This is a genomic window from Pseudomonas sp. TNT3, from assembly GCF_010095445.2.
GTDB lineage: Bacteria > Pseudomonadota > Gammaproteobacteria > Pseudomonadales > Pseudomonadaceae > Aquipseudomonas.
This window is the reverse complement of record NZ_WFGV02000072.1, coordinates 1-23757: the sequence shown is the minus strand read 5'-3', so window position 1 is coordinate 23757 and position 23757 is coordinate 1. Positions and strand designations below refer to the sequence as shown.

8 protein-coding genes are annotated in these 23757 nt (G+C 62.8%); 4 read left to right on the top strand and 4 right to left on the bottom strand.

Going from position 1 to position 23757, the window contains the following annotated elements; all coding sequences use genetic code 11:
* The 3 genes from GBC55_RS26960 to GBC55_RS26950 form a co-directional block, all read right to left on the bottom strand.
* On the bottom strand, nt 1–16297 hold a 16297-nt coding region (locus GBC55_RS26960), incomplete at its 3' end, for a non-ribosomal peptide synthetase (RefSeq protein ID WP_247267018.1).
* A gap of 299 nt (nt 16298–16596) precedes the next feature.
* Nucleotides 16597–17331, bottom strand: a complete 735-nt coding sequence (locus GBC55_RS26955) for an alpha/beta fold hydrolase (protein ID WP_162440608.1) — start codon at nt 17329–17331, stop codon at nt 16597–16599.
* 233 nt (nt 17332–17564) lie between these two features.
* Nucleotides 17565–18737 (bottom strand): MFS transporter, encoded by a 1173-nt coding sequence (locus GBC55_RS26950; protein ID WP_162440607.1) that lies wholly within the window; start codon nt 18735–18737, stop codon nt 17565–17567.
* Nucleotides 18738–18977: 240 nt separating this feature from the next.
* Here GBC55_RS26950 and GBC55_RS26945 point away from each other — a divergent pair, with 240 nt between their 5' ends.
* The 4 genes from GBC55_RS26945 to GBC55_RS26930 all read left to right on the top strand — a co-directional run bounded on the left by GBC55_RS26945 (nt 18978) and on the right by GBC55_RS26930 (nt 23177).
* Entirely contained in the window at nt 18978–19778 is an 801-nt protein-coding gene (locus GBC55_RS26945; RefSeq protein WP_162440606.1) for a glucose 1-dehydrogenase, read from the top strand.
* Nucleotides 19771–21597 (top strand): glycoside hydrolase family 15 protein, encoded by a 1827-nt coding sequence (locus GBC55_RS26940; protein WP_162440605.1) that lies wholly within the window; start codon nt 19771–19773, stop codon nt 21595–21597. Before GBC55_RS26945 ends, GBC55_RS26940 begins: the two co-directional genes overlap by 8 nt.
* Before the next feature lie 267 nt (nt 21598–21864).
* Nucleotides 21865–22248, top strand: a complete 384-nt coding sequence (locus GBC55_RS26935; protein WP_162440604.1) for a hypothetical protein — start codon at nt 21865–21867, stop codon at nt 22246–22248.
* A 29-nt stretch (nt 22249–22277) separates the two neighbouring features.
* Complete coding sequence (locus GBC55_RS26930) at nt 22278–23177, top strand: alpha/beta hydrolase (protein ID WP_162440603.1); 900 nt, start codon at nt 22278–22280, stop codon at nt 23175–23177.
* On the opposite strand, the gene GBC55_RS26925 is transcribed toward GBC55_RS26930, so the two are convergent.
* Nucleotides 23146–23757, bottom strand: a 612-nt coding sequence (locus tag GBC55_RS26925; RefSeq protein ID WP_247267017.1) for a helix-turn-helix domain-containing protein, incomplete at its 5' end; no start/stop codon positions are given. The two genes, GBC55_RS26930 and GBC55_RS26925, sit on opposite strands and share 32 nt — an antisense overlap.

The window sequence follows — 23757 nt, the reverse complement described above, 5'->3', positions numbered from 1 at the left end:
CGGACCCTGCGGCGCCCGATGCCTTGGCCAGAATGGTCGGCGCTTCAAGCAGCGCCAGACGCTCGCGCCAGAAGCCTTCCGCCTGCGCACCGTCCTGGCGTTGCAGCCAGGCGATGTAGTCGGCGTAACGACCGGTCAGGGCCGGCAGGCTGTCGAGGTGGTACAGGCGCAACATGTCGCCCAGCAGCCGCGAAGCACTCCAGCCGTCCAGCAGCAAGTGATGGTAAATCCAGATCATCTGGTAACGGTCAGCCCCCAGGCGCACCAGGATGAATCGCATCAACGGCGGGCAGCTCAGGTCGAAGCCTTTGGCTTGTTCCGCAGCCGCCAATTCGCTCAACGCCTGTTCGGTGTCGGTACGTTCGCGCCAGTCGAGTTCTTCGATCGGCAACTCGACATCGGCGAACACCGCTTGCAGTGGATCGGCCAGGCCATCGCGCCAGCGGAACGCCGCGCGCAGCACTTCATGACGCTCGACCAATGCCTGCCACGCCGCGCGGAATCGCGGCACCTGCAAGCCGTCCACGGCCACGCTCAACTGGTTGACGTACGGATTCAGTTCCGGCGAATCAAGGCAGTGGAACAGCATGCCCTGCTGCATCGGCGACAGCGGATACAGGTCTTGCAAGCCTTCGCGAGCGGCGAAATCGATGTGCGGCACCAGTGAGAACGCTTCGACTTTCGCCGCTTCAATCATTGCTGCTTCACGGCGGGTCGCCACCGCAGCGAGCGCACGAATGGTCTGCTGTTCGAACAGTTGCTTGGGACTGAACACCAGACCGCGCTGCCCGGCACGACTCACGGCTTGCAGCGAGATGATCGAGTCGCCGCCGAGTTCGAAGAAGTTCTCGGTGACGCCCACCGAATCCAGCCCCAGCAGTTCTAGCCAGATCGTCACCAGCAATGCTTCGGCCGGTGACGCCGCGGCCACGTGTTCGAGGTTCTGGCGTGACGCTTCAGGCGCGGGCAGGCCTTGGCGATCGAGTTTGCCGTTGGGTGTCAGCGGCAAGGCAGCCAGGCACATCAAATGCGCGGGCAGCATGTGCGCCGGCAAGCGACTGCGCAGGTGCACGGTCAGCGCTTCACGCAAATCCTGCTCGTCGGCCAGCGGGTCACGCGGCACCACATAACCGACCAGCTGGCGACTCACGGGGCCGTCGCGGTCGATCACGAACGCTTCGCGCACGCCTTCGTGTTCCAGCAGGCAGGCTTCGATTTCGCCGAGCTCGATGCGGAACCCGCGAATTTTCACTTGCTGGTCGATGCGCCCAAGGTACTCGACGACGCCATCGGCACGGAACCGCGCGAGGTCACCACTGCGGTACAACCGCGCGCCAGGCACGAACGGGTCCGGCACAAAACGTTCAGCGGTCAGGTCCGGACGTTGATGGTAACCACGCGCCACGCCCTCTCCGCCCAGGTACAACTCGCCCGCGACGCCCACCGGCAACGGCTGCAAACCACCGTCCAGAATGTAGGCGCTGCGGTTGCCGACCGGACGACCGATCGGCATGAAGGCCGAGTCGAATTCAGTGTCGGGATACGCCAGCCAGATCAGCGGCGTGATCACCGTTTCGGTCGGGCCGTAGCCGTTGATCAGGCGCTTGGGTTTCAGGACTTGCTGCACCTCATCGAACGCGTGCTTGGCCATGCCTTCACCGCACGGCGTGTAGGAACGGATCGGCAGATCGCACCCCGCTTCTCCCATGAAATCGGCGATCTGCGACAGGTAGGTCGGGGTGAAACAGGCGATGGTGATGCCGTGTTTTTCGATTTCGGAGCAGGTGCGCTCCACGCTCCACAACTCGTCATCGCGGGGCATCACTGCCGAGCCGAACACCAGCGGCGTCAACCAGCGCTCGTGGGCGCCGTCGAAGCTGATCGAGGCGAATTGCAGCTCGCGATCATCCGGGGTCATGCCGTACAGCTCGCCAATCGACAGGCAATGCATGGCCAGCGGACCGTGCGCCACGCTGACGCCTTTCGGCCGGCCGGTGGAGCCCGAGGTGTAGATCAGATAGGCAAGGTTTTCGCCGCAAGTGAGGTTGACCGGGTTGGCGTCCGCCATCAGGTCCAGCGGCTCGCGATCGATTTCCAGCACCGACAGATTTTCTGGCAACGGCAGTTTTTCCCGCAGCCACGATTGGCTGATCAGCAGCGAAATCCCACTGTCTTCCATCAGATAGCGCAGGCGTTCGGCGGGGTATGCCGGGTCAAGCGGCACGTAGGCACCGCCGGCCTTGAGGATCGCCAGCAGGCCGATGATCATCTCCGGCGAGCGTTGCATCGCCAGGCCGACCCGCACTTCCGGGCCAATGCCCAGAGCGCGCAGGCGATGGGCCAGTTGATTGGCGCGACGGTTGAGTTGGTCGAAGCTCAATTCCAGATCATTGAAGATCAGTGCCGTGGCGTCGGGGCGAGCGACAGCCTGGGCTTCGATCAACTGATGCACGCAGAGCGGATCTTCCGCGACGGTGAACGCCGGGTTCCACTCGAGCAACTGCTGCTTCCGCTCAGGCGCGGTCAGCAGGTCCAGTTCGCTCAACGCCACCTGCGGCGCCGCAACCATGGCCGTCAGCAGCGTCGCCAAATGCTCGCTCATGCGCGCAATCGCCTCACTGCTGAAATGGCTGCACTGGTAGCTCCAGTTCAGGCTGAGCTGGCTTTCGGCGGTCGCCGCCAGGGTCAGCGGGAAGTTGGTGCGTTCATGGTTGTGCGGGATCGAGAAGCTCAAACCGGCCGGTGCGCCTTGTTGCAATGCTTCGGCCACCGGGAAGTTTTCGAACACCAGCAGACTGTCGAACAGCGACTCACCGGCACGCCCGGCCCAGCGCTGAATATCGCCCAACGCGGTGAACTCGTGTTCGCGCAGCTCCAGGTTCTGGACCTGCAAACGGGTCAGCCATTGCGCGACGCTTTCCACTGCGTCCGGACTGCTGATCACCGGCAAGGTGTTGATGAACAGGCCGAGCTGGGTTTCGGCACCCGGCAAATCGACCGGACGCCCCGCCACCGTGGCACCGAACGCCACGCTGCGCTGGCCGCTGTAGCGTTGCAGCAAGATCGCCCACGCACCTTGCACCAAGGTGTTGAGGGTGATTTTCTGCTGACGGGCAAACTCGCCGAAGCGTTTGCTGGTGGCCACGTCGAAGGTCTGGCGATGGTCGGCGAACTCGACGCTCGACGTACGCTTGGGCCCGACCGTCGCCAGGCTCTGAGCCAGCAAGGTCGGGTTGTCGAGGCTCGCCAGTTGCGCGCGCCAGAACAGCTCGTCAGCCTGGGCATCCTGACGTTGCAGCCAACCGATGTAGTCGGCGAAACGCCCTGTGGGGGCCTGCACGTCCTGCCCGGCATAACGCTGCAGGACTTCACTCAACAGCAGCGAGTTGCTCCAGCCATCGAGCAGCAGGTGATGGTGGGTGTAGATCAGTTGCTGGCGCTCGTCGTCCAGGCGCACCAGGGTCAAGCGCATCAAGGGGGCGCGAGTCGAATCCAGTTGCAGGCGTTCACTGTCGATCAACAGCGCCAGCGCTTCGGCCTGATCGTTGCGGGTGCGCCAGTCGAGGCAGGTCAGCGGCAATTGCAGATGACGATGGACCAGTTGCACCGGTGCTTCGAAACCGTCAGGAAAATGGAAGCTGCTGCGCAGGATCGGATGGGTGTCGAGCACCGCTTGCCACGCGCGCCCCAACCGTTCGGCATCGAGGCCACGGGCCTCGACGCTGAGCTGATTGACGTAGGCGCCGGAGTCGCTTTCGTACAGGCTGTGGAACAACAAACCGGCTTGCATCGGCGACAGCGGGTACAGGTCCTCGATCTGCACGGGCGGCACTGGCAGTTCATCGAGTTGGGCCTGGGTCAGGCGCGCCAACGGGAAATCCGCCGGGGTCACGCCGCCCGCGCCATCGCTCAGGCAGTGAGCGATCAGTGCCAGTAACTCGCGCTGGTAATTCGCGGCCAGCGCTTCGATTTCCCGTTGATCGAAGCATTCTCGGCTGAAGGTCCAGTCGAGTTTCAGTTCGCCGCCATACACCTGGCCGTCCACCGACAGCCAGTTCGGCAGCGGCGCCTGGGATGATTGCGCGGCACCGCTGGATTCCCGGGCCGGGGTGAACAATGCGTCCTCGGCGAAGCTCTGGTCGAACTGACCGAGGTAGTTGAAGGTGACCCGTGCTTGCGGCAGCGCGGCCAGTGCCGCCTGGGACTCGGCATCGCCCATATACCGAAGCAGCCCGAAGCCCATGCCTTTGCCGGGGATTTCACGCAGCTGCTGCTTGATGGCCTTGATCGAACCTGCAAGGTCAGTGGTGGGTGTCAGGCGCACCGGGAACAGGCTGGAGAACCAGCCGACGGTGCGGGTCAGGTCGATGTCGTCGAACAGTTCTTCGCGGCCATGGCCTTCCAGTTGAATCAATGCCGAGCCGTGGCCGGTCCAGCGGCTGAGGGTTCGGGCCAGTGCGGTCAGCAACAGGTCGTTGACCTGGGTGCGGTAGATCGCTGGCGCCTGTTGCAGCAACTGGCGGGTTTGTTCACGGTCCAGGCCAATGCTGACGCCCTGGCGCAGATGCCCGGCCTGGCTGGCCTGAGGGTTGGCGGCCGGCAGCGAGTCGCTTGCATCCGCCAGTTGCCCTTGCCACCAGCCCAGTTCACGGGCGGCAACGTCGGACTGTGCATACGCCTCAAGTTTGTCCGCCCAGGTCTGGAACGCGCTGGTCTTGGGTGGCAGGTCCTGGCCCTGGTAAGCCGCCTGCACATCTTCCAGCAATACCCGCCAAGAAACGCCGTCCACCGCCAAATGGTGAACCACCAACAGCAAGCGTTGCGTGCCATCCGCCTGGGCAATCAAGGCCACACGTAGCAGGGGCCCGTCCTGCAGACTGAGGCTGCGCTGGGCTTCGTCGCACACCGATTCCAGCGAGGCATCATTGGCCACGCTGGCGGTCCAGAGCATATCGATGACATCGGCGCTGTCGGCCCCGACGTAGCGCGCCGACCACTTTGTAGGAGTGAGCCTGCTCGCGATGAGGTCATCACAGTCACCCTTAACGTTGCCTGCACTAACGCCATCGCGAGCAGGTCGAATCGTCGCACCGTCACTCCCACAGGGTTCCTGCGGTGTTCCGTCGACCTGACTGAAGCGCAAACGCAGGGCGTCGTGCTGTTTCAGAACCCGTTGCAGCGCCGCTTGCAGGCGGGGTAATTCGAGGGTTTCGCGGGGTGTCAGTAGCACGGCCTGGTTCCAGTGCGCGCGCTGCGGGATCGGTTCGTCGAAGAACCAGCGTTGAATCGGCGTGAGCGTTTGCACCCCGTCCACCGGTCCTTGGTGTGCCAGCGGCGCGGCCTGTTCTTTGACCACGGCGGCCAGTGCTTGCAAGGTTTGCTGCTGGAACAGGTCGCGCGGTTGCAGGCTCAGGCCGGCACGACGCGCGCGGCTGACCACCTGGATCGAAATGATCGAGTCACCGCCCAGCTCGAAGAAGTTGTCCTGACGCCCGACCTGCTCGACACCCAGGACGTCCTGCCAGATCCGCGCCAGCACCTGCTCGTGCTCGCTGCGCGGCGCTTCGAAGGCGCGCTGACTGACGTGTGCGGTCGGCGCAGGCAGGCGTTTGCGGTCGAGTTTGCCGTTGGGGCTCAGGGGCATTTGTTCGATCAACACGGTCTGCGCCGGCACCATGTAATCCGGCAGGCTGGCGAGCAGATGGCTTTTCAGGGTTTCACGCCAGGCGCCTTGTTGCTCGGCATCAGCGCCCACCCGTGTGCGATCCTGCGGCACGACGTAGGCGACCAACTGCTTACCGCTCGGGCCGTCGAGTGCCAGGACCACGGCTTCCTGCACGTCGGCGTGTTCTTGCAGGCGCGCTTCGATTTCCCCCAGTTCGATACGCAAACCGCGAATCTTCACTTGATGGTCGATACGGCCGCAGTAATCGATGGCGCCATCGGCGCGATAACGCGCCAGGTCGCCGGTGCGATACAGGCGCTCGCCACTGCCGAACGGGTCGACCACGAATCGCTCGGCGGTCAGGTCGAAACGGCCGTGATAACCCCGCGCCAAACCTGCACCGGCGATGTACAACTCACCCGCCACACCAACCGGCACCGGTTGCAACTGACTGTCGAGCAAGTACCAGCGCAGGTCGCGAACCGGCAGGCCGATGGGGCTCTGGGCCTTGCCGTCGAGGTCGGCCAGGCGGATGGCGCGGTAAGTCACGTGCACCGTGGTTTCGGTGATGCCGTACATGTTGACCAGGGTCGGCTGCTGGTCGCCGAAGCGTTCGAACCATGGACGCAGGCTCGCGACTTCGAGGGCTTCACCGCCGAAAATCACCTGGCGCAGGGCCAGATTGCGTTCGCTGGCGCAGGCAATTGGCAACAGTTGACGGAATGCGGTGGGCGTCTGGTTCAACACCGTCACGCCTTCATCACAGAGCAGGCGGTGGAATGCCTGCGGCTCGCGGCTGATGTAGTACGGCACGATCACCAGGCGTCCGCCGGTGCACAGCGATCCAAACAGCTCCCACACCGAGAAATCGAACGCGTAGGAATGGAACAGCGTCCAGACGTCATGCGGACCGAAATTGAACTCGGCGGCGGTGGCGCTCAGCAGACGCCCGACGTTGCCATGGCTGAGCAAGGCGCCTTTGGGTCGACCGGTGGAGCCAGAGGTGTAGATGACGTAGGCGAGGTTTTCCGGAGTCGTCAGCACGGGCAGGTTGTCAGCGCCGTAGGCGTCCAGTTGCAACGATTCCAGGCTCAGCACCTGCACGCCTTCGCGAGAGGGCAAGCCATCGATCAGGTGCTGCTGGGTCAACAGCAAGGTGATGCCGCTGTCTTCGATCATGTAGCTCAGGCGCTCGGCCGGGTACTGCGGATCGAGTGGTACATAGGCGCCGCCGGCCTTGAGGATCGCCAGCAACCCGACCACCAGCGGCATGGCCCGCTCGGTGGCGATGCCGACCCGCACTTCCGGGCCGACGCCCTGTTCGCGCAGTTTGCGCGCCAGTTGGTTCGCCTGGCCATTGAGCGCGGCGTAGGTCAAGTGCTCGCCTTCGTAGACCAATGCGATAGCGTCGGGCCGCAGGGCCGCCTGGGTTTCAAACAACCGGTGCAACGTCGGCGACTGCGGTTGTGCCTGAAAGGTCGGGTTCCAGTGCTGGACCAGGGCATCGCGTTGTGGCTGATCGAGGATCGGCAACTCGGCCACTCGCTGCTGCGGGTCTTCGACCACGGCGCGCAACAGGTTCAACCACTGCTCGGCGAGGCGCTGCATGGACGCTTCGTCGTACAGGTCCGTGGCGTAAGTCAGGCTGGCATCCAGGGTGTCGCCCTGCTCCTGGGTGTCGAGCACCAGGTCGAATTGCGTGGTGTGTTGCTGCCAGTGCAGACGCTCGACTTGCAGGCCGCCAACGCTGCGCTCGACGCTCGCGCCCAGTTGCTGCTGATGGTTGTAGAGCACCTGGAACAATGGGCTGTGATTGAGCGTGCGGTCAGGTTGCAAGGCGTCGACCAATTGTTCGAACGGCAGGTCCTGATGGGCCTGCGCATCCAATGCGGTGTGCTTGACCTGTTGCAGCAAGGCACTGAAAGGCAACTGCCCGTCGATCTCGGCGCGCAGCACCTGAGTGTTGATGAAGAAGCCGATCAGGCCTTCGGTTTCCAGGCGCGAACGACCGGCACTCGGTACGCCGACACTGATGCTCGACTGCCCGCTGTGGCGATGCAGCAGGGCCTGGAAACTCGCCAGCAACAGCATGAACAGCGTCACCTGCTGCGTCTGTGCACGCTGGCGCAGACCGGCGAGCAACTCGCGATCAACGTTGAGTGCAAGGCTCGCGCCGCGATCGCTGCGACGGGCCGGGCGGGTCAATTCGCTGGGCAGTTCAAGCGGTGCCTGGGTGCCCGCCAGTTGTTCGCACCACCAGTCCAGCTGACGAGCGCCCTCACCCGCCTCCAGCCACTGTCGCTGCCAATGGGCGTAATCGCTGTAGCTCACCGGCAGGCTGGCGAGGTCGACGGATCGACCGTCGACAGCGGCCTGATACAGCGCGCTGAACTCATCGACCATCACCTGCATCGACCAGCCATCGGCGGCGATGTGGTGCACGGTGAGGACCAGAACGTGTTCGTCCGTGTTCACCTGCAGCAGCAATGCACGCCACAGCGGACCGTTGCGCAGGTCGAACGGCTGGGCGATTGCTTCGGCCACGGCGCGTTCAACCGACGCTTGATCCAGCGTACGTTCGACCCATTGCAGCGCCAGGTTTTCATGCAGCACCGGACGCGCCTGCTGGCCGTCCTGTTCAAAGGTTGTGCGCAGGGTGTGGTGACGGGCCTGGAGTTGTTCGAAAGCGTTTTGCAGGGCCGGACGGTTCAACGCCCCCTTGAGGCGCAATGCCGCCGGGATGTTGTAGGCCGCGCTGTGCGGGTCCAGTTGCCAGAGGATCCATTGACGCTGCTGGGCGTAAGACAGGATCGGGGGCTGATCGACCGCCAAGGCATGCAGGACCGGTTGATTGCCGATGTTCGCCAACGCCGCTCGTTCGGCAAATTCCGCCAGGTTCGCCGCCGAGAACAGGCTGCTCACGGACAGCTCGAGCTGCAATTGCTGGCGCACCCGGGAGATCACCTGAAGCACCAGCAACGAGTGCCCGCCCAGTTCGAAGAAATTATCGTCGCGGCCCACGTGTTCGACCTGCAGCACGGCTTTCCAGATCTCTGCCAGCCGGGTTTCAAGCCCGGCGAGCGGCGCCACGAAAGCGCGTTGAGCATTGTCGCCGTCAATTCGCGGGAGCGATTTTCGGTCGAGTTTGCCGTTGTTGTTGAGGGGCAGTTTGTTTAGCAGGAGGAGGTGGTTGGGCACCATGTACTCCGGCAGCGACTGGCGCAGTGCTGCTTTGAGACTGTGCAGATACTCGGACTCGGAAGTCACCGCGCCACTCGCCACGACGTAGGCCACCAGCTGCGTGCCGTCCTGGGCAACAACAGCCGCGTCGCGCACGTCTTCCCGTGCTTGCAGGCAGGCTTCGATCTCGCCCATTTCGATGCGCAAACCACGGATTTTCACTTGGTGGTCGATGCGTCCGACGTATTCCAGATGGCCCTCGGCGTTGTACCGCGCCAGGTCGCCGCTGCGGTACAGGCGAGCGCCCGGTTCAGGGGCGAACGGGTCCGGCAGGAAACGCTCGGCAGTCAGTGCCGGACGATCGAAGTAGCTTTGAGCGAGGCAGGTCTGAGCACCGATGCACAATTCGCCGACACCACCACGAGGCAGTAATTGACCCGCCGCGTCCAGCACGTAGAGCGCGCGCCCGGCGATGGCGCGTCCGATGGGAATACCGAACGCATCGCTGGCATCCTCCAGACGACATTCGTGAATGCTGGACACCACCGTCGCCTCGGTCGGACCGTAGGTGTTGAGCAACCGCACATGCGTCAGACCGGCCTGATGCCACAGGCGCAGACCTTCGACCGACATCGCCTCACCGCCCACGTGAACCTGGCGCAAATCGCCAAGATGACGCACCACGCCGCTTGCGCATTCCCGGGCCAGCAAGTGCCAATAGGCGGCGGGCAAGTCCGCCACGGTAATGCCCTGCTGGACGATTTCGGCGGCGAGGCGGCCGGCATCCCACAGGTCATCGCCACGCATGATCAACGCCGCGCCGACGCACAGGGCCGGGAAGCATTGTTCGACGAAGCCATCAAAACTGAAGGTGGCGAACTGCAGCACGCGGTCTGCTGGGGACAGCTTCGAATAGTCGGCGGCGGTTTGGCAGAACTCGCGCAAAGCGCCATGGGTGATGGCGACGCCTTTGGGTTGGCCGGTGGAGCCGGAGGTGTAGATGATGTAGGCGAGGTCTTCAGTGGCCGGGCTGGCGCTATCGCGAGCAAGCTTTGCTCCTACAGATGGCTTTGCTCCTGCAGGCGCTGTATCGGTGCTGTTTTCGAGGGTGAGACGGGGGACGTTTTTTACGTCTTCCAGCAGACTGGATTCGCACAGCAGCAGGTCGAGGCGGCTGTCGTGGATCATGTAGCTCAGGCGTTCGGCCGGGTATTTCGGGTCGAGCGGGACGTAGGCGGCGCCTGTTTTGAGCACGGCCAACAGGCTGACGATCAGTTGCGGGCCGCGATGCAGGGCGAGACCGACACGCTTGCCGCGGCCTGCGCCGTTGGTGATCAGTCGATGGGCCAGGTCGTTGGCCTGGGCGTTCAGCTCGCCGTAGCTCAAGGATTGACCGTCGACCCGCACCGCCAGCGCATGTGGCGTTGCGTCGGCTTGAGCGGCGATCTGTTCGTGTGCCAACAGGGTTGTGGATAACTCGACGGCAGCGGATTGGCTGACCGTGAGCACGGTGTTTTTCCCCTCCTCATCGAGCAATTCCAGCGCGCCCAACGCGGCGTTCGGCGACGCTACCAGTTGCGCCAGCAGGTGCTGCAGATTGGCCGACAGTTCGGCGATTTGCGCGGCACTGAAGCGGGCGGTGTCGTAGCTGAACTCCAGGCTCAGGTCTTCGCCCAGCTCGACACCGAGGGTCAGTGGGTAATGCGTGCGCTCGTGATTGTGCAGGTTGCCGAACGACAACCCGGCCGGCGCGCCTTGCTTCAGGGCTTCGGCCACCGGGAAGTTTTCGAACACCAACAGGCTGTCGAACAGCGCCGAACCCTGCTGCCCTGCCCATCCCTGAATGTCATACAGCGGCACGTGCTCGAACTCGCGCATGGCCAGGTTCAATGCCTGCAGCGCGTTCAACCATTGGCTGACGGTCTGGTCCGGCTTGATGGCGCACACCAGCGGCAGCGTGTTGATAAACAGCCCGAGTTGCTCTTCGATGCCCGGCAAAGGAGCCGATCGGCCGGCCACCGTGGCGCCGAAGGCCACGCAATCCTGACCGGTATAACGATGCAGCAACAGGCTCCACGCCGCCTGGAGCACGGTGTTGAGGGTGACTTTTTGCTGACGGGCGAATTCGGCCAGATGCTGGGTGGCGCGGCAGTCGAGAGCCACGCGGTGTTCCTCGCTGCCTGTGATTCCAACCGGTGGACGCAACGCTTCGGCCAGCAATGTCGGGGCTTCGAGGGGTGCCAGTGCGGCTGTCCAGAATGCCTCGCCGGCGCTGGCCGATTGCTGCTGCAACCAGCCCAGGTAATCGCGGTACTGCCCGGCCGGCGCAGGCAGTGAATGGCCAGCGGCGTAGTGCTGGATCACTTCGGCGAGCAACTGCGCGTTGCTCCAGCCGTCCATCAAGATGTGATGGCTGGTGTAGATCAGGTGCCAGGCGTCAGGGCCGGTGCTGATTAATTTCAATCGAAACAACGGCGCAGCATTCAGTGCGAAACCCTGGTTGCGGTCGGCATCGGCCAGCGCATCGGTGTCGGTCGCTTCAAGCACTTGGAGCGGCAAGAGCACCTGGCGGCTGATCGCCTGATGGGCGGTGTCGAGGCCTTGCCAGTGAAAGCTGCTGCGCAGAATGTCGTGTCGCTCCAGTGCCGCTTGCCAGGCATCGGCGAAGCGCTGTGGATCAAGGCCTTGAATGTCCAGGCGCAACTGGCTGATGTAGGCGCCGACTTGCGGTTCATACAGCGTGTGGAAGAGCATGCCCTGCTGCATCGGTGACAGCGGATAGAGGTCCTCCAGCGTCGCGACCGGCAATGTGTCGAGTTGCGCCTGGCTGATGCGCGCCAACGGAAAGTCCGACGGCGTGGCTTGCTGTTCTTCGAGTGTGCAGCAGTGCTCGATCAGGGCCGCGAGCTCTTGCGCGCAGGTATCTACCAGCGCCTGAACGGTCGCGGTGTCGAACATCTCACGGCTAAAGCCCCAGCTCAGGGCCAGTTCGCCGCCGTACACCTGGCCTTCGACGGTCAGCCAGTTACCCAGCGGGGCCGAGGGATCCTGCGCGGCGCCATTGCCTTCGGTGGATGGCACAAACAGCGCGTTGTCGTCGAACTGACGGTCGAACTGCCCCAGGTAGTTGAAGGTGATACGCGGTTGCGGCAACGCGGCCAGCCCGGCACGAATCGTCGGGTTGCCCAGGTAGCGCAACGCGCCATAACCCAGGCCTTTGTCGGGGATGGCGCGCAGCTGTTCCTTGATGGTTTTGATTGACGCGCCGAGGTCATTGCAAGGGCTCAGATTGACCGGGAACAGGCTGGTGAACCAGCCGACGGTGCGGGTCAGATCGATGTCATCGAACAGGTCCTCGCGGCCATGGCCTTCGAGCTGAATCAACGTGCTGCCCTGCCCGCTCCAGCGGCAAACAGCACGGGCCAGAGCGGTCAGCAGCAGGTCGTTGACGTGGGTGCGATAGGCCGCTGGGGCTTGTTGCAGCAGCTTGCGGGTCTGTTCGGTGTCGAGTTTGAGTTCGAGTTTTTCCTCGAAGCGATTTTCCAGTGCGCCGTCTGGACGGTCGCAAGGCAGTTCGCCTGACGCTGCACCCAAGTGGGTCTGCCAGTGCTCCAGGCGTTGTTCAAAGACCGGGAGGTGGGCTTGCAGGCGCGCCACCCAGTGCTGATAGCTGCTGGTTTTTGGCGTCGTAGAGGCGACGCCGCTGTAGAACTGCTGGAGGTCTTCCAGCAGCACGCGCCAGGACACGCCATCCACCGCCAGGTGGTGAATCACCAGCAGCAAACGTTGAGAGTCGTCGGCCATCGTCACCAGCAGCGCGCGCAGCAGCGGTCCGTTTTTTAGGTCGAGACTGCGCTGGGCTTCGTCGCACAGGAGGTTGAGCTCATCGGCCGTCTGCGCTTGACGTTGCCACAGAACGGAATCGGTGGTCGGTACGGCGTAGGCTTGTTGCCAGCCGTTTTCGGTGTGTTGGTAGCGCAGGCGCAAGCTGTCGTGATGGGTCAACAGGTGCTCCAGCGCGCGGGCGAGCGCATCGACGTTCAACGCCTTGCGCGGAACCAGAAGCAGCGACTGGTTCCAGTGCTGACGCTCGGGAATGGGTTGCTCGAAGAACCATTGCTGCACGGGCGCCAGCGCCACGACACCACTGGCCGGCCCCTGATTGATAGAGACTTGCTCACCGCTGCGGGCAGCCTGGGCAAGGCTGCGAATGGTCTGGTGCTGGAACAGGTCCTTGGGGCTCAACAGGATGCCTGCCTGACGCGCGCGGCTGACCACTTGCATGGACACGATGGAATCGCCGCCCAGTTCGAAGAAGTTGTCTTCGAGACCGACGGTGTCGATGGCCAGCACGTCCTGCCAAATGGCGGCGAGGGACTTTTCCAGCGCGCTGCGTGGCGCGATGTGTTCGCGTTGCTGCTGGCTGCCGTCCACCGCAGGCAGCGCCTTGCGGTCGAGCTTGCCGTTGGGGGTCAGTGGCAGATGGTCGAGGAACAGCAGGAACGACGGGATCATGTAATCCGGCAGGTGCTGGCGCAGTCCGGTTTTGAGGACTTCACGCAGGTTCGACTGGGCCTCGACATCGCCGGTCAAGACGTCGGCATGGGTGGGCACGATATAGGCCACCAGTTGCTGGCCGTTGGTACCGTCCTGCGCCAGCACTGCCAATTCGCGCACGGCGTCCTGTTGCAACAGCCGCGCTTCGATTTCCCCCAGTTCGATGCGGAAGCCGCGCACCTTGACCTGATGGTCGATGCGTCCGACGTATTGCAACGTGCCATCGGCCTGATAACGGGTCAGGTCGCCGGTGCGGTACAGACGTTCGCCGTTGCTGGCGAAGGGATTTGGCACATACTTTTCGGCGGTCATCGCGGGTTGGCCGAGGTAACCGCGAGTGATGCCCGCGCCCGCCAGGTATAGCTCCGCCGCTATGCCTTGGGGCACCGGTTGCAGTTCGGCGTCCAGCAAATAGCTGGCGGTGTGCTTGAGCGGTCGGCCGATGTTGGCGCGGCCATCGGCCTCGCGACGGGTCCAGGTCGAGTAGGTGGTGTCTTCCGACGGGCCGTACAAATCAAAGACGTGCTCGACGGTCGATTGCTGGTACAGCACGTCCACCAGGCTCTGCTTCAACGGTTCGCCGGCAAGGTTGATGATGCGCACGCTTGGCGGAATCTGCCCGTCGCGTTGCAACGCGTTGATCGCCGACGGCACGGTGTTGATCAGACGCACCTGATCCCGGGCCGGCAACAGCGGCAATTCCAGGGCATTGCGGGCGATGATTACCGAACCGCCGTTGGCCAGGGTCACAAACAGCTCCCACACCGAGAGGTCGAAGCACACCGAGGTGGAGGCCAGGACGCCCTGGATGTCCTCGCGGCGGTAGACCGATTTCGACCAGTCGATCAGCGCCAGCACGTTGCGATGGGCGATGGCCACGCCTTTGGGTTTGCCGGTGGAACCGGAGGTGTAGATGACGTAGGCGAGGTTGTCCGCGGTGACACGAGTGAGCGGTGCGCTGGCGGGGTACGCCGCGAGTGTCAAGGCGACCTGGTCGAGCAATACCACTTGGGTGTCGGCGCAGACGTCAAGTGTCGCGGCAACCGTCTGCTCGGTCAGCAACACCAGGGCGCGGCTGTCTTCAAGCATGTAGGCCACGCGTTCGGCCGGGTAATCCGGGTCAAGCGGCACGTACGCGCCGCCGGCCTTGAGCACGGCAAGTAAGGCGACCAGCAACTGGTCGGTACGCTGCATCGCCACGCCGACGCGGATTTCCGGGCCGACGCCCAGCTCGATCAGTTTGTGCGACAGGCGATTGGCCTGAGTGTCGATCTCGGCATACGTCAGCTGTTGTGTGCCGAAGGTCACCGCCAATGCATCCGGGGTCGCGGCGACTTGCTGGCTGATCAGTTCGTGGATGCAGCGATCTGTTGCGAAGGGTTCGTCGACACGATTCCAGTCATGCACGATGCGCTGGTATTCGGCGCTTTCCAGCAGCGGCAAATCGCTGATGCGCTGCTGTGAGTCGCTGACCATGCCGCGCAGCAGATGCGTCCAGTGCTGCGCCATGCGCGTGATCGTTTCGGGGTCGAACAGGTCGTTGGCGTAGGTCAGTGCGGCGTGCAGTTTTCCTCCCTTTTCAAATGTATCGAGGGTCAGGTCGAACTGCGTGGTGCGCCCTTCCCACTCGATCACGCCCAGCGCCAGGCCGGACGCGGTACTGACGGTGGAGATGTCGGCGACGTGCGGCTGGTGGTTGTACATCACCTGGAACAGCGGCGTGTGGCTGAGGCTGCGTTCCAGTTTGAGCGCTTCGACAAGACGCTCGAACGGCAGGTCCTGATGGGCCTGAGCACCGAGGGCGATTTCCTTGATCGCGAGCAGCAAGTCGGTAACCCGGGTCTGGCCGTCGAGCTGAGTGCGCAGCACCTGGGTGTTGACGAAGAAGCCGATCAGGCCTTCGATTTCGGCGCGGTTGCGGTTGGCAATTGGCACGCCGACGCGGATGTCGGTCTGGCCGGTGTAGCGATGCAGCAGCGCGTTGAAGGCGCTCAGTAGCAGCATGAACAGGGTGATGTTGTGCTTCTGCGCGGTGGCTCGCAGCTGTTCGGCCAGTGGTGCGTCGATGGCGAATTCGTAGCGGGTGCCGCGATAGCTGGGCATGGCCGGGCGCGGGTGATCGGTCGGCAGTTCCAGGACCGGGTGCTCATCGCCCAGTCGGGCCTGCCAGTATTCGAGTTGACGCGCCTGCTCGCCCGCCTCCAGCCAGCGACGCTGCCACAACGCGTAGTCGCTGTACTGGATCGGCAAGGGTGCGAGTTGTGGTTGAGCGCCGGCTTCGAAGGCGTCATAGCAGCGGATGAATTCGTCGATCAGGACGTTCATCGACCAACCGTCGGAAACGATGTGGTGCAGGGTCAGCAGCAGGACGTGTTCCTGCTCGGCGAGTTTGAGCAAGGTGACGCGCAGCAAGGGGCCGACTGCCAGATCGAAGGGCTGTACCGATTGCTGTTCAGCGGCGTGTGCCACGGCGGCTTCACGTTCCGTGGCGGGCAGGTGACTGCAGTTTTTCTGCTCGATCACCAGCGGCGCAACAGTCGGTACTTGCAGCAAGCTGTCGTCGGCCTGGTGCTGGAACACGGTGCGCAGGGTTTCGTGACGCGCCACCAGGCTGGCGAAAGACTGTTCAAGCGCTTGAACGTTTAACTGGCCGGTGAAACGTACCGCGCCCGGCAGGTTGTACGCGCCGCTGTGCGGGTCGAGCTGCCAGAGAAACCACATGCGTTGCTGGGCGTACGACAACGCCTGGCGATCCTCGGCATCGACGTCGGCAGGAATGGGGAAACGGGCGAAATCAACGCCTTCCTTGTGCAAGGCCGCAAGGAACATCTGGCGCTTTTCCAGGGGCAACCCGATAAACCGGCGAGCAAGTTTCAAGGAGTCTTCAGCGTTCATTTCTGGGTATCCGGATCAGTGGCGGGAAGCACAAAGGCACGTCGTCCCTATAAAACGAATGCAGACCGGAAAAATTAGCGAATGAGAACAAGTATCAGAAACGAGGTGAAATGCGGGGGCAGCGCAGAGTCCTGTAGGAGCAAGCTTTGTTCCTGCAGGTTTGGTGGTAGGCCGCGATCAGTGTAGGAGTGAGCCTGCTCGCGATGGCGGTGGGTCAGTCAATATATGTGTTGGATGACACACCGTAATCGCGAGCAGGCTCGCTCCTACACGGGATTTTGGTGATGTTGGAAGGTGGGTCAGGCTGAGGCGGTCATGGCGTGGCGCCGGTGGTGGATGTCGAGCTGGTCCTTGATCAGCCGCAACACCTTGGCTTCGTGTTCATGGATGAAGAAGTGACCGCCGGCGAGCATGTCCACTGAAAAACTGCCGTGGGTTTCCTTGCTCCAGCCGATCAGTTGCGACGGGGTGGCGCGGTCGGTCTTGCCGCCGAGCACGTGCACCGGGCACTTGAGCAATGGGCGCTGGAGCGGTTCGAAACGTCCGCACAGTTGAAAGTCGGCACGCAGGATTGGCAGCGTCAAGTTCATCAGCTCTTCGTTGGCCAATACTTCTTCGCTGGTGCCATTGAGGACGCGCAGTTGTTCGATCAGCTCGGCATCGGTTTTCGGTTCGGCGAACCCCCGGTCGTAGTCGGCGCGCATCGTCGGAGCGGCGGTACCCGAGGCGAACAGTGCCACCGGTTCAGGGCCGCCCAATGAGCGCAAGGCGTGGGCCATTTCACAGGCCAGTAATGCGCCCAGGCTGTGGCCGAACAAGGCATACGGTGGTTTGAGGGTAGCGAGTTGCTCACGAGCCAGTTGCAGCGCCAGGCGCCGCATGTCGGTGTGCAGCGGTTCGCCATAGCGCGCGCCACGCCCCGGCAGCTCCACCGGTTGCAGCTTGATCCATTCCGGCAGCTTGCGCCGCCAGCGGCTGTAGACCATGGCGCTCGCGCCTGAATAGGGCAGGCACAGCAATGTCAGCTGGGTCACCGGGCTTACCTCGAAAGTTGTCTGATTAGAGAACGGATGAGGGGCGCGTGGAATTAGTAGGCGGACACAGAACCTGTGGCGAGGGAGCTCGCTCCCGCTGGGTTGTGCAGCAACCCCAACATTTCTACGACTGCTGCGCAGCCGAGCGGGACGGTGCGACGATTCGACAGGCTCCCTCGCCACAGATTGTGTGTTTGCTGAGGTTTGATATTTGCCTGTCTCAGAGGGCTGGCTTATTTCAGGTGGCGGAAGCTTTGGATGGCCGAGCCGAGGACCACGGCGCCGGCGGCGATGGCCACCCAGAATCCGCTGGGGGCACCGAACGCGTCTACCAGCCAGCCTGAACTGGCGGCGCCGATCGCCACGCCGATGCTCAAACCGGTGACCAGCCAGGTCAGGCCTTCGGTGAGTTTGGCCGGCGGGACGATTTGTTCAACCAGGGCCATGGCGACAATCAAGGTCGGTGCGAAGAACAGTCCGGCGATGAACACTGCCAGTGACAGCCCGAGAATGTTCGTCGCCAGCAGCAGCGGCAAGGTCGTCACCGCCGTCGCTATGCCGCCGTACAGGAACAGTCGCGGCAGCGGCACATTCGAGCGTAAAGCACCGAACGCCAACCCGGCCATGCACGAACCGATGGCGTACACCGACAGCACGATACTGGCAGCCGCCGGCTGGCCCTGATGCTGGGCGAACGCCACGCTGACGACATCGATGACGCCGACAATCGTGCCCATGGCGACCATCAGCAGCACCAGCAACCGAAGCTCACCGGAACGAATGATCGACCCCTGATGGTGCGCGTCATGGGGATGAATGGCGGGTTCGGTATCCCGTTGCAGCACGAATGCCGTGACCCCGATCGCCAGCATCAGCAACGCGGCCAACGGCCCGGCTTCGGGGAACACCACCACGCTCAACCCTACGGACAGCGGCGGTCCGACGATGAAACAGACTTCGTCGAGTACCGACTCCAGGGCATAGGCGGTCTGCAGCTCGGGCTGGCCGCGATACAACTCGGTCCAGCGTGCACGCACCATGGCCGACATGCTGGGCATGCAACCGGCCAGAGCGGCGAACACAAACAGCGTCCAGTGTGGTGCCTGCAAACGGGTGCAGAGCAACACCATCAACAGCGCCCCACCACCGATCAGCGCCGCGACCGGCAAGATCCGGCGCTGGCCGAAACGGTCCACCAGTCGCGAGACTTGCGGCGCGCAAAAAGCCGTGGCCAAGGCGAACGTCGCGGCGACGGCGCCGGCCAATCCGTAGCCGCCCTGCAATTGCGAGAGCATGGTGATCAGGCCGATACCGGTCATGGAGATCGGCATGCGCGCGATCATGCCGGCCAGCACGAAGGCTTTGCTACCAGGGGCTTTGAACAGTTCGCGGTAGGGATTGGCCATGGGTCGGGGTCTCGATTCGGGAGTGCAAGTTGCCATAAGGCGAGGTGGCGGGAAAGCGGGGAATTGTTGGTTGAGTGTGAAGGCCCCAAGATCAAAAGATCGCAGCCTCGTTTCACTCGACAGCTCCTACAGGGGATCGCATTTCAATGCCCCGGGCTGGGATCTTTTGATCTTGCCGCTGAACTCTCGATGCCTGAAACCGGTCAGCTACTTAGGCCCTCCCCTCAAGGCGCTAACGTCATGTTGATAACGCTCGACCAACAAGTCGCCCTCGTCACCGGCGCCAGTTCCGGCATTGGTGCCGGTGCCGCCAAGGCATTAGCGGCTGCCGGTGCCGCCGTGGTGCTCAACTACAATTCCCAGGCCGCCCCCGCCGAGGAACTGGCCCGGCAGATCATCGCTGAAGGCGGTCGCGCCATGGCCATTGGCGCTGACGTTTCCAAGGAAGATGACGTCGAACGCTTGTTCACCCAGACCCTCGAAGCGTTTGGCTCGCTGGACATTCTGGTGGCCAATTCAGGCATGCAGAAGGACGCTCCGGCTGCAGACATGAGCCTTGCCGACTGGAACCAGGTGATTGGCGTCAACCTCACTGGCCAGTTCCTCTGTGCCCGCGCCGCCCTGCGCATTTTCAATCGACAAGGCGTTCGCGAGGGCGTGTCCCGCGCGGCGGGCAAGATCATTCACATGAGCTCGGTGCACCAGCGCATTCCCTGGGCCGGCCATGTGAATTACGCCGCCTCCAAGGGCGGGATCGACATGCTGATGCAGACCCTCGCCCAGGAAGTCAGCCACCAGCGCATCCGCATCAACGGCATCGCGCCGGGGGCGATCCGCACGGCGATCAATCGCGCCGCCACCGAAGACGACGCCGCGCCGGAACTGCTCAAACTCATTCCCTATGGCCGCATTGGTGACGTCGAGGACATCGCCAATGCGGTGGTATTCCTCGCCTCCGATGCCTCCGACTACATCGTCGGCACCACCCTTTTTATCGATGGCGGCATGAGCCTCTATCCGGAGTTTCGCGGCAATGGCTGATCATCATCCCGAACGACAAAGCGCCATCGACGCCCACGGCATCATCGGCGACATGCGCAGCGCGGCACTGGTCAACGACAAGGGCAGCGTGGATTTTTTCTGCTGGCCGGAATTCGACAGTCCGTCGATTTTCTGTTCATTGCTGGACACGCCCGAGGCCGGCATTTTCCAGCTGGCACCGGACCTGCCTGACGCTCGCCGTGAACAGATTTATCTGCCGGACACCAACGTCCTGCAAACCCGCTGGCTCAGCGACCGCGCAGTGGTCGAGGTCACCGACCTGCTGCCCATCGGCGACAGTGAGGACGATTTGCCGGTGCTGATGCGCCGGGTCCGGGTGGTCAGTGGACAAGCGACATTCCACATGCGCTGCGCCGTGCGGCACGACTATGCGCGTGCCGATACCCGTGCGCGCATGGAGGAAAAAGACGTGGCATTCGAAGCCGCCGGTCAGCCCTCCTTGCGCCTGTCTTCGGATCAGGTTTTACGCGTTGAGGACGGTGCGGCGGTGGCGCAGTTCACCCTTGAACAGGACCAGAGCGCGCAATTTCTGCTCGGTGGCCTGGACGACCCGCGCTTCAAGGAGGGGGGCGCTGAGATGTGCATGGAACGCACCCTGAAGTTCTGGCGCGACTGGAGCGCCCAGTCCAATTACCGGGGGCGTTGGCGGGAAATGGTCAACCGCTCCGCCCTTGCGCTGAAGTTGCTGACGTCGCGCAAACATGGCGCCATCCTCGCCGCCGCGACCTTCGGCCTGCCGGAAACGCCCGGTGGCGAGCGCAATTGGGATTATCGCTACACCTGGATCCGTGACGCCTCTTTCACCGTGTATGCCTTTATGCGCCTGGGTTTCGTCGAGGAAGCCAACGCTTACATGGGCTGGCTGCGTGGGCGGGTGAGCGATTGCCAGGGTAAACCCATGAAACTCAACATCCTCTACGCCGTCGATGGTCGTCAGGAACTGCCGGAAACCGAACTCTCGCACTTGACCGGTCACGGCGATGCGAAGCCGGTGCGGATCGGCAATCAGGCCTACGATCAGGTTCAGCTCGACATCTTCGGCGAACTGATGGACGCGGTGTACCTGGTCAATAAATACGGCGACGCCATTTCCCACGAAGGCTGGAAACACGCGGTGGAAGTCGTCGATCAGGTGTGTGAAACCTGGCAGCAAAAGGACGTCGGCATCTGGGAAATGCGCGGCGAGCAACACCATTTCCTGCATTCACGGCTGATGTGCTGGGTGGCGCTGGACCGGGCCATTCGTCTGGCGTCGAAACGCTCGCTGCCTGCGCCTTTCGCCCGTTGGGATGAGACACGCCAAGCGATCTACGCGGATATCTGGGAAAACTTCTGGAACGAAGAACGCGGGCATTTCGTCCAGCATATTGGCGGCACCGCGCTGGATGGTTCGATGCTGTTGATGCCACTGGTACGCTTCGTCAGCGCCAAGGACCCACGCTGGCTTTCGACGCTGGAAGCGATTGAAAAGACCCTGGTGCGTGACGGGATGGTTTACCGCTATCGCAACGACGACGCCCGCATTGATGGCCTCGAAGGGACCGAGGGCGCGTTTGCGGCGTGCTCGTTTTGGTACGTTGAATGCCTGGCGCGGGCGGGCCAGGTGGAAAAGGCGCATCTGGAGTTCGAGCAGTTGCTGAGGTACGCCAATCCATTGGGGTTGTATGCCGAGGAGTTTGATAGCCGCGGGCGACATCTGGGCAATACGCCTCAAGCGCTGACGCATCTGGCGCTGATCAGCGCGGCGAGTTTTCTGGATCGGCGGTTGAGTGGCGAGAAGACCAGTTGGCAGCCGTAGATTTGGGTTGCTGTTGTAGCCTGCCCTACTAAGTTGATTGTGAGAGCCGGGTTTGCTCGCGATGGCGAACTGTCATTCGCGATTGATATCGACTGAAACGACGCTTTCGCGAGCAAGCTTTGCTCCTACAACGGCTAAACGACATCCGCGAATTGATCGTTCTATGCAGCGCAGATAGCAGGTTGCCAGCGTCCAAAACCCCACCTAACATCCACGCTCAACGGGCACAGCGGAGCTGTCCAACACCACCCGATTCAAGGAACCCGAATGAGCCAACACATTCAGCGCAGCATCGACTCTCCACTACGAACGGGTCTGAACCGCGAGCAATTGTGGGAAGACCACGACAAAGGCCTGATCAAATGCTGGGAGGTCGGCCGCCAACGCGCGGCGCGCTTTCCCGAACTCGCCAACCAGTGCCTCGCCGGTGAACTGCCTGTGCTGGGCTGGAAAGGTGGCGTCAGTCGCAGTTTGAAGAAGCTCGAAAAATTCGGATCTCTCAAATACCTGGCCCAATGGCAGGGATTGCGCGGGGAAGATTTGAATATCGATCTGAGTGAAGAGCGGGAGCTGACGTGCTCGCGGACCGCCATGGTGGTGACGTTCACGCCGGACCGGTCGAAGTATTTTAATCAGGTGGCGGAAGCCTGAGAAGGCTTGGAAAAATTGCGGAGGCTGGCATGAGTGGAACTCCCATCAAGATCATCCAAACATCGATGCTCTCGCTCGCCTACGAAGAGCACGGCTCCGCTAGTGGTGACCCGGTCATTCTTCTCCACGGTTTCCCCTATTCGCCTCGTGCCTATGACGAAATCGCCCCGGTCCTTGCCACAAAAGGCTACCGCGTCATCGTCCCCTACTTGCGCGGCTATGGTCCTACTCGTTTCAACAGGCCCGACACCTTGCGCTCCGGCCAGCAAGCCGCACTTGCTCAGGATCTGCTGGACCTGATGGACGCCCTGGCCATTCAACAGGCGGCACTGTGCGGCTACGATTGGGGTGGACGCGCGGCATGTATCGTGGCGGCGCTGTGGCCGGAGCGAGTGCGTTGCCTGGTGACCGGCGACGGTTACAACCTCCAGGACATTCCGAACTCGACCGGGCCACTGGATCCGGAACAGGAACATCGGCTCTGGTATCAGTACTACTTCCATACTCCGCGAGGTGCCGAAGGCTTGGCGCGGAACCGTCGGGCGCTGTGTGAACTGCTTTGGCGCTTGTGGTCACCAAGCTGGACAACTGGCCCGGCGCTGTTTGTTAACAGTGCGCCAGCCTTTGATAATCCGGATTTTGTCGACGTGGTCATTCATTCCTACCGGCATCGTTTCATGTATACAGACGGCGATCCGGCGCTGGAGTGGATGGAGCAAGCGCTGACTCATCAGCCAGTCATCAGCGTACCGACGATTTCCCTGTGCGGCGCCGACGACGGCGTTGGTCCGCCGCCGGAAGTCGACGAGGACATTGAGCACTTCAGCGGTCCCTATGAGCGGCGAATTCTAGCGGGGGTTGGACACAACATTCCCGAGGAAGCGCCCGAGGCAACGCTCAAGGCGTTACTGGATCTGCTGCAGCGCTGACGCAGAACCGCTCCCGATAGGCTTGCGGCGTGACGCCCATTGATCGCAGGAAGCTGCGCCTCAAGGTTTCTTCGCTGCCAAATCCGCATTGGACTGCCACACGTTTGATGGGCAGGCCAGTGTCGCTGAGCAGTCTGCGGGCGGTTTCGACGCGGATCAGTTCGATGGCCCGTGCGGGCGTCTGGCCGGTGTCGGTGCGGTAGTGGCGGACGAAGCTGCGTTCGCTCATGCCGGCCTTGATGGCCAGTGTCGGGATGCCGAGGTCGAGGGTGAGGTTTTCGCTGATCCAGGCGTGAAGTTCGTCGAATCGGCTGTCTTCCTTTTGCAAGGAAAGGGTCACGCTGAACTGCGATTGGCCGCCGGGGCGCTTGAGGAACACCACCAGTTGCCGGGCGACTTCCATGGCCATGGCGCGGCCGAGGTCTTCCTCGACCATGGCCAGCGCCAGGTCGATGCCTGCGGTGACACCTGCGGACGTCCAGACCGGGCCGTCATTGATGAAGATCGGGTTGGGCTCCACGTGCAGGCGGGGATGCGTCTGCGCCAGTTGCTCGCAACGGGTCCAGTGAGTGACCACGCG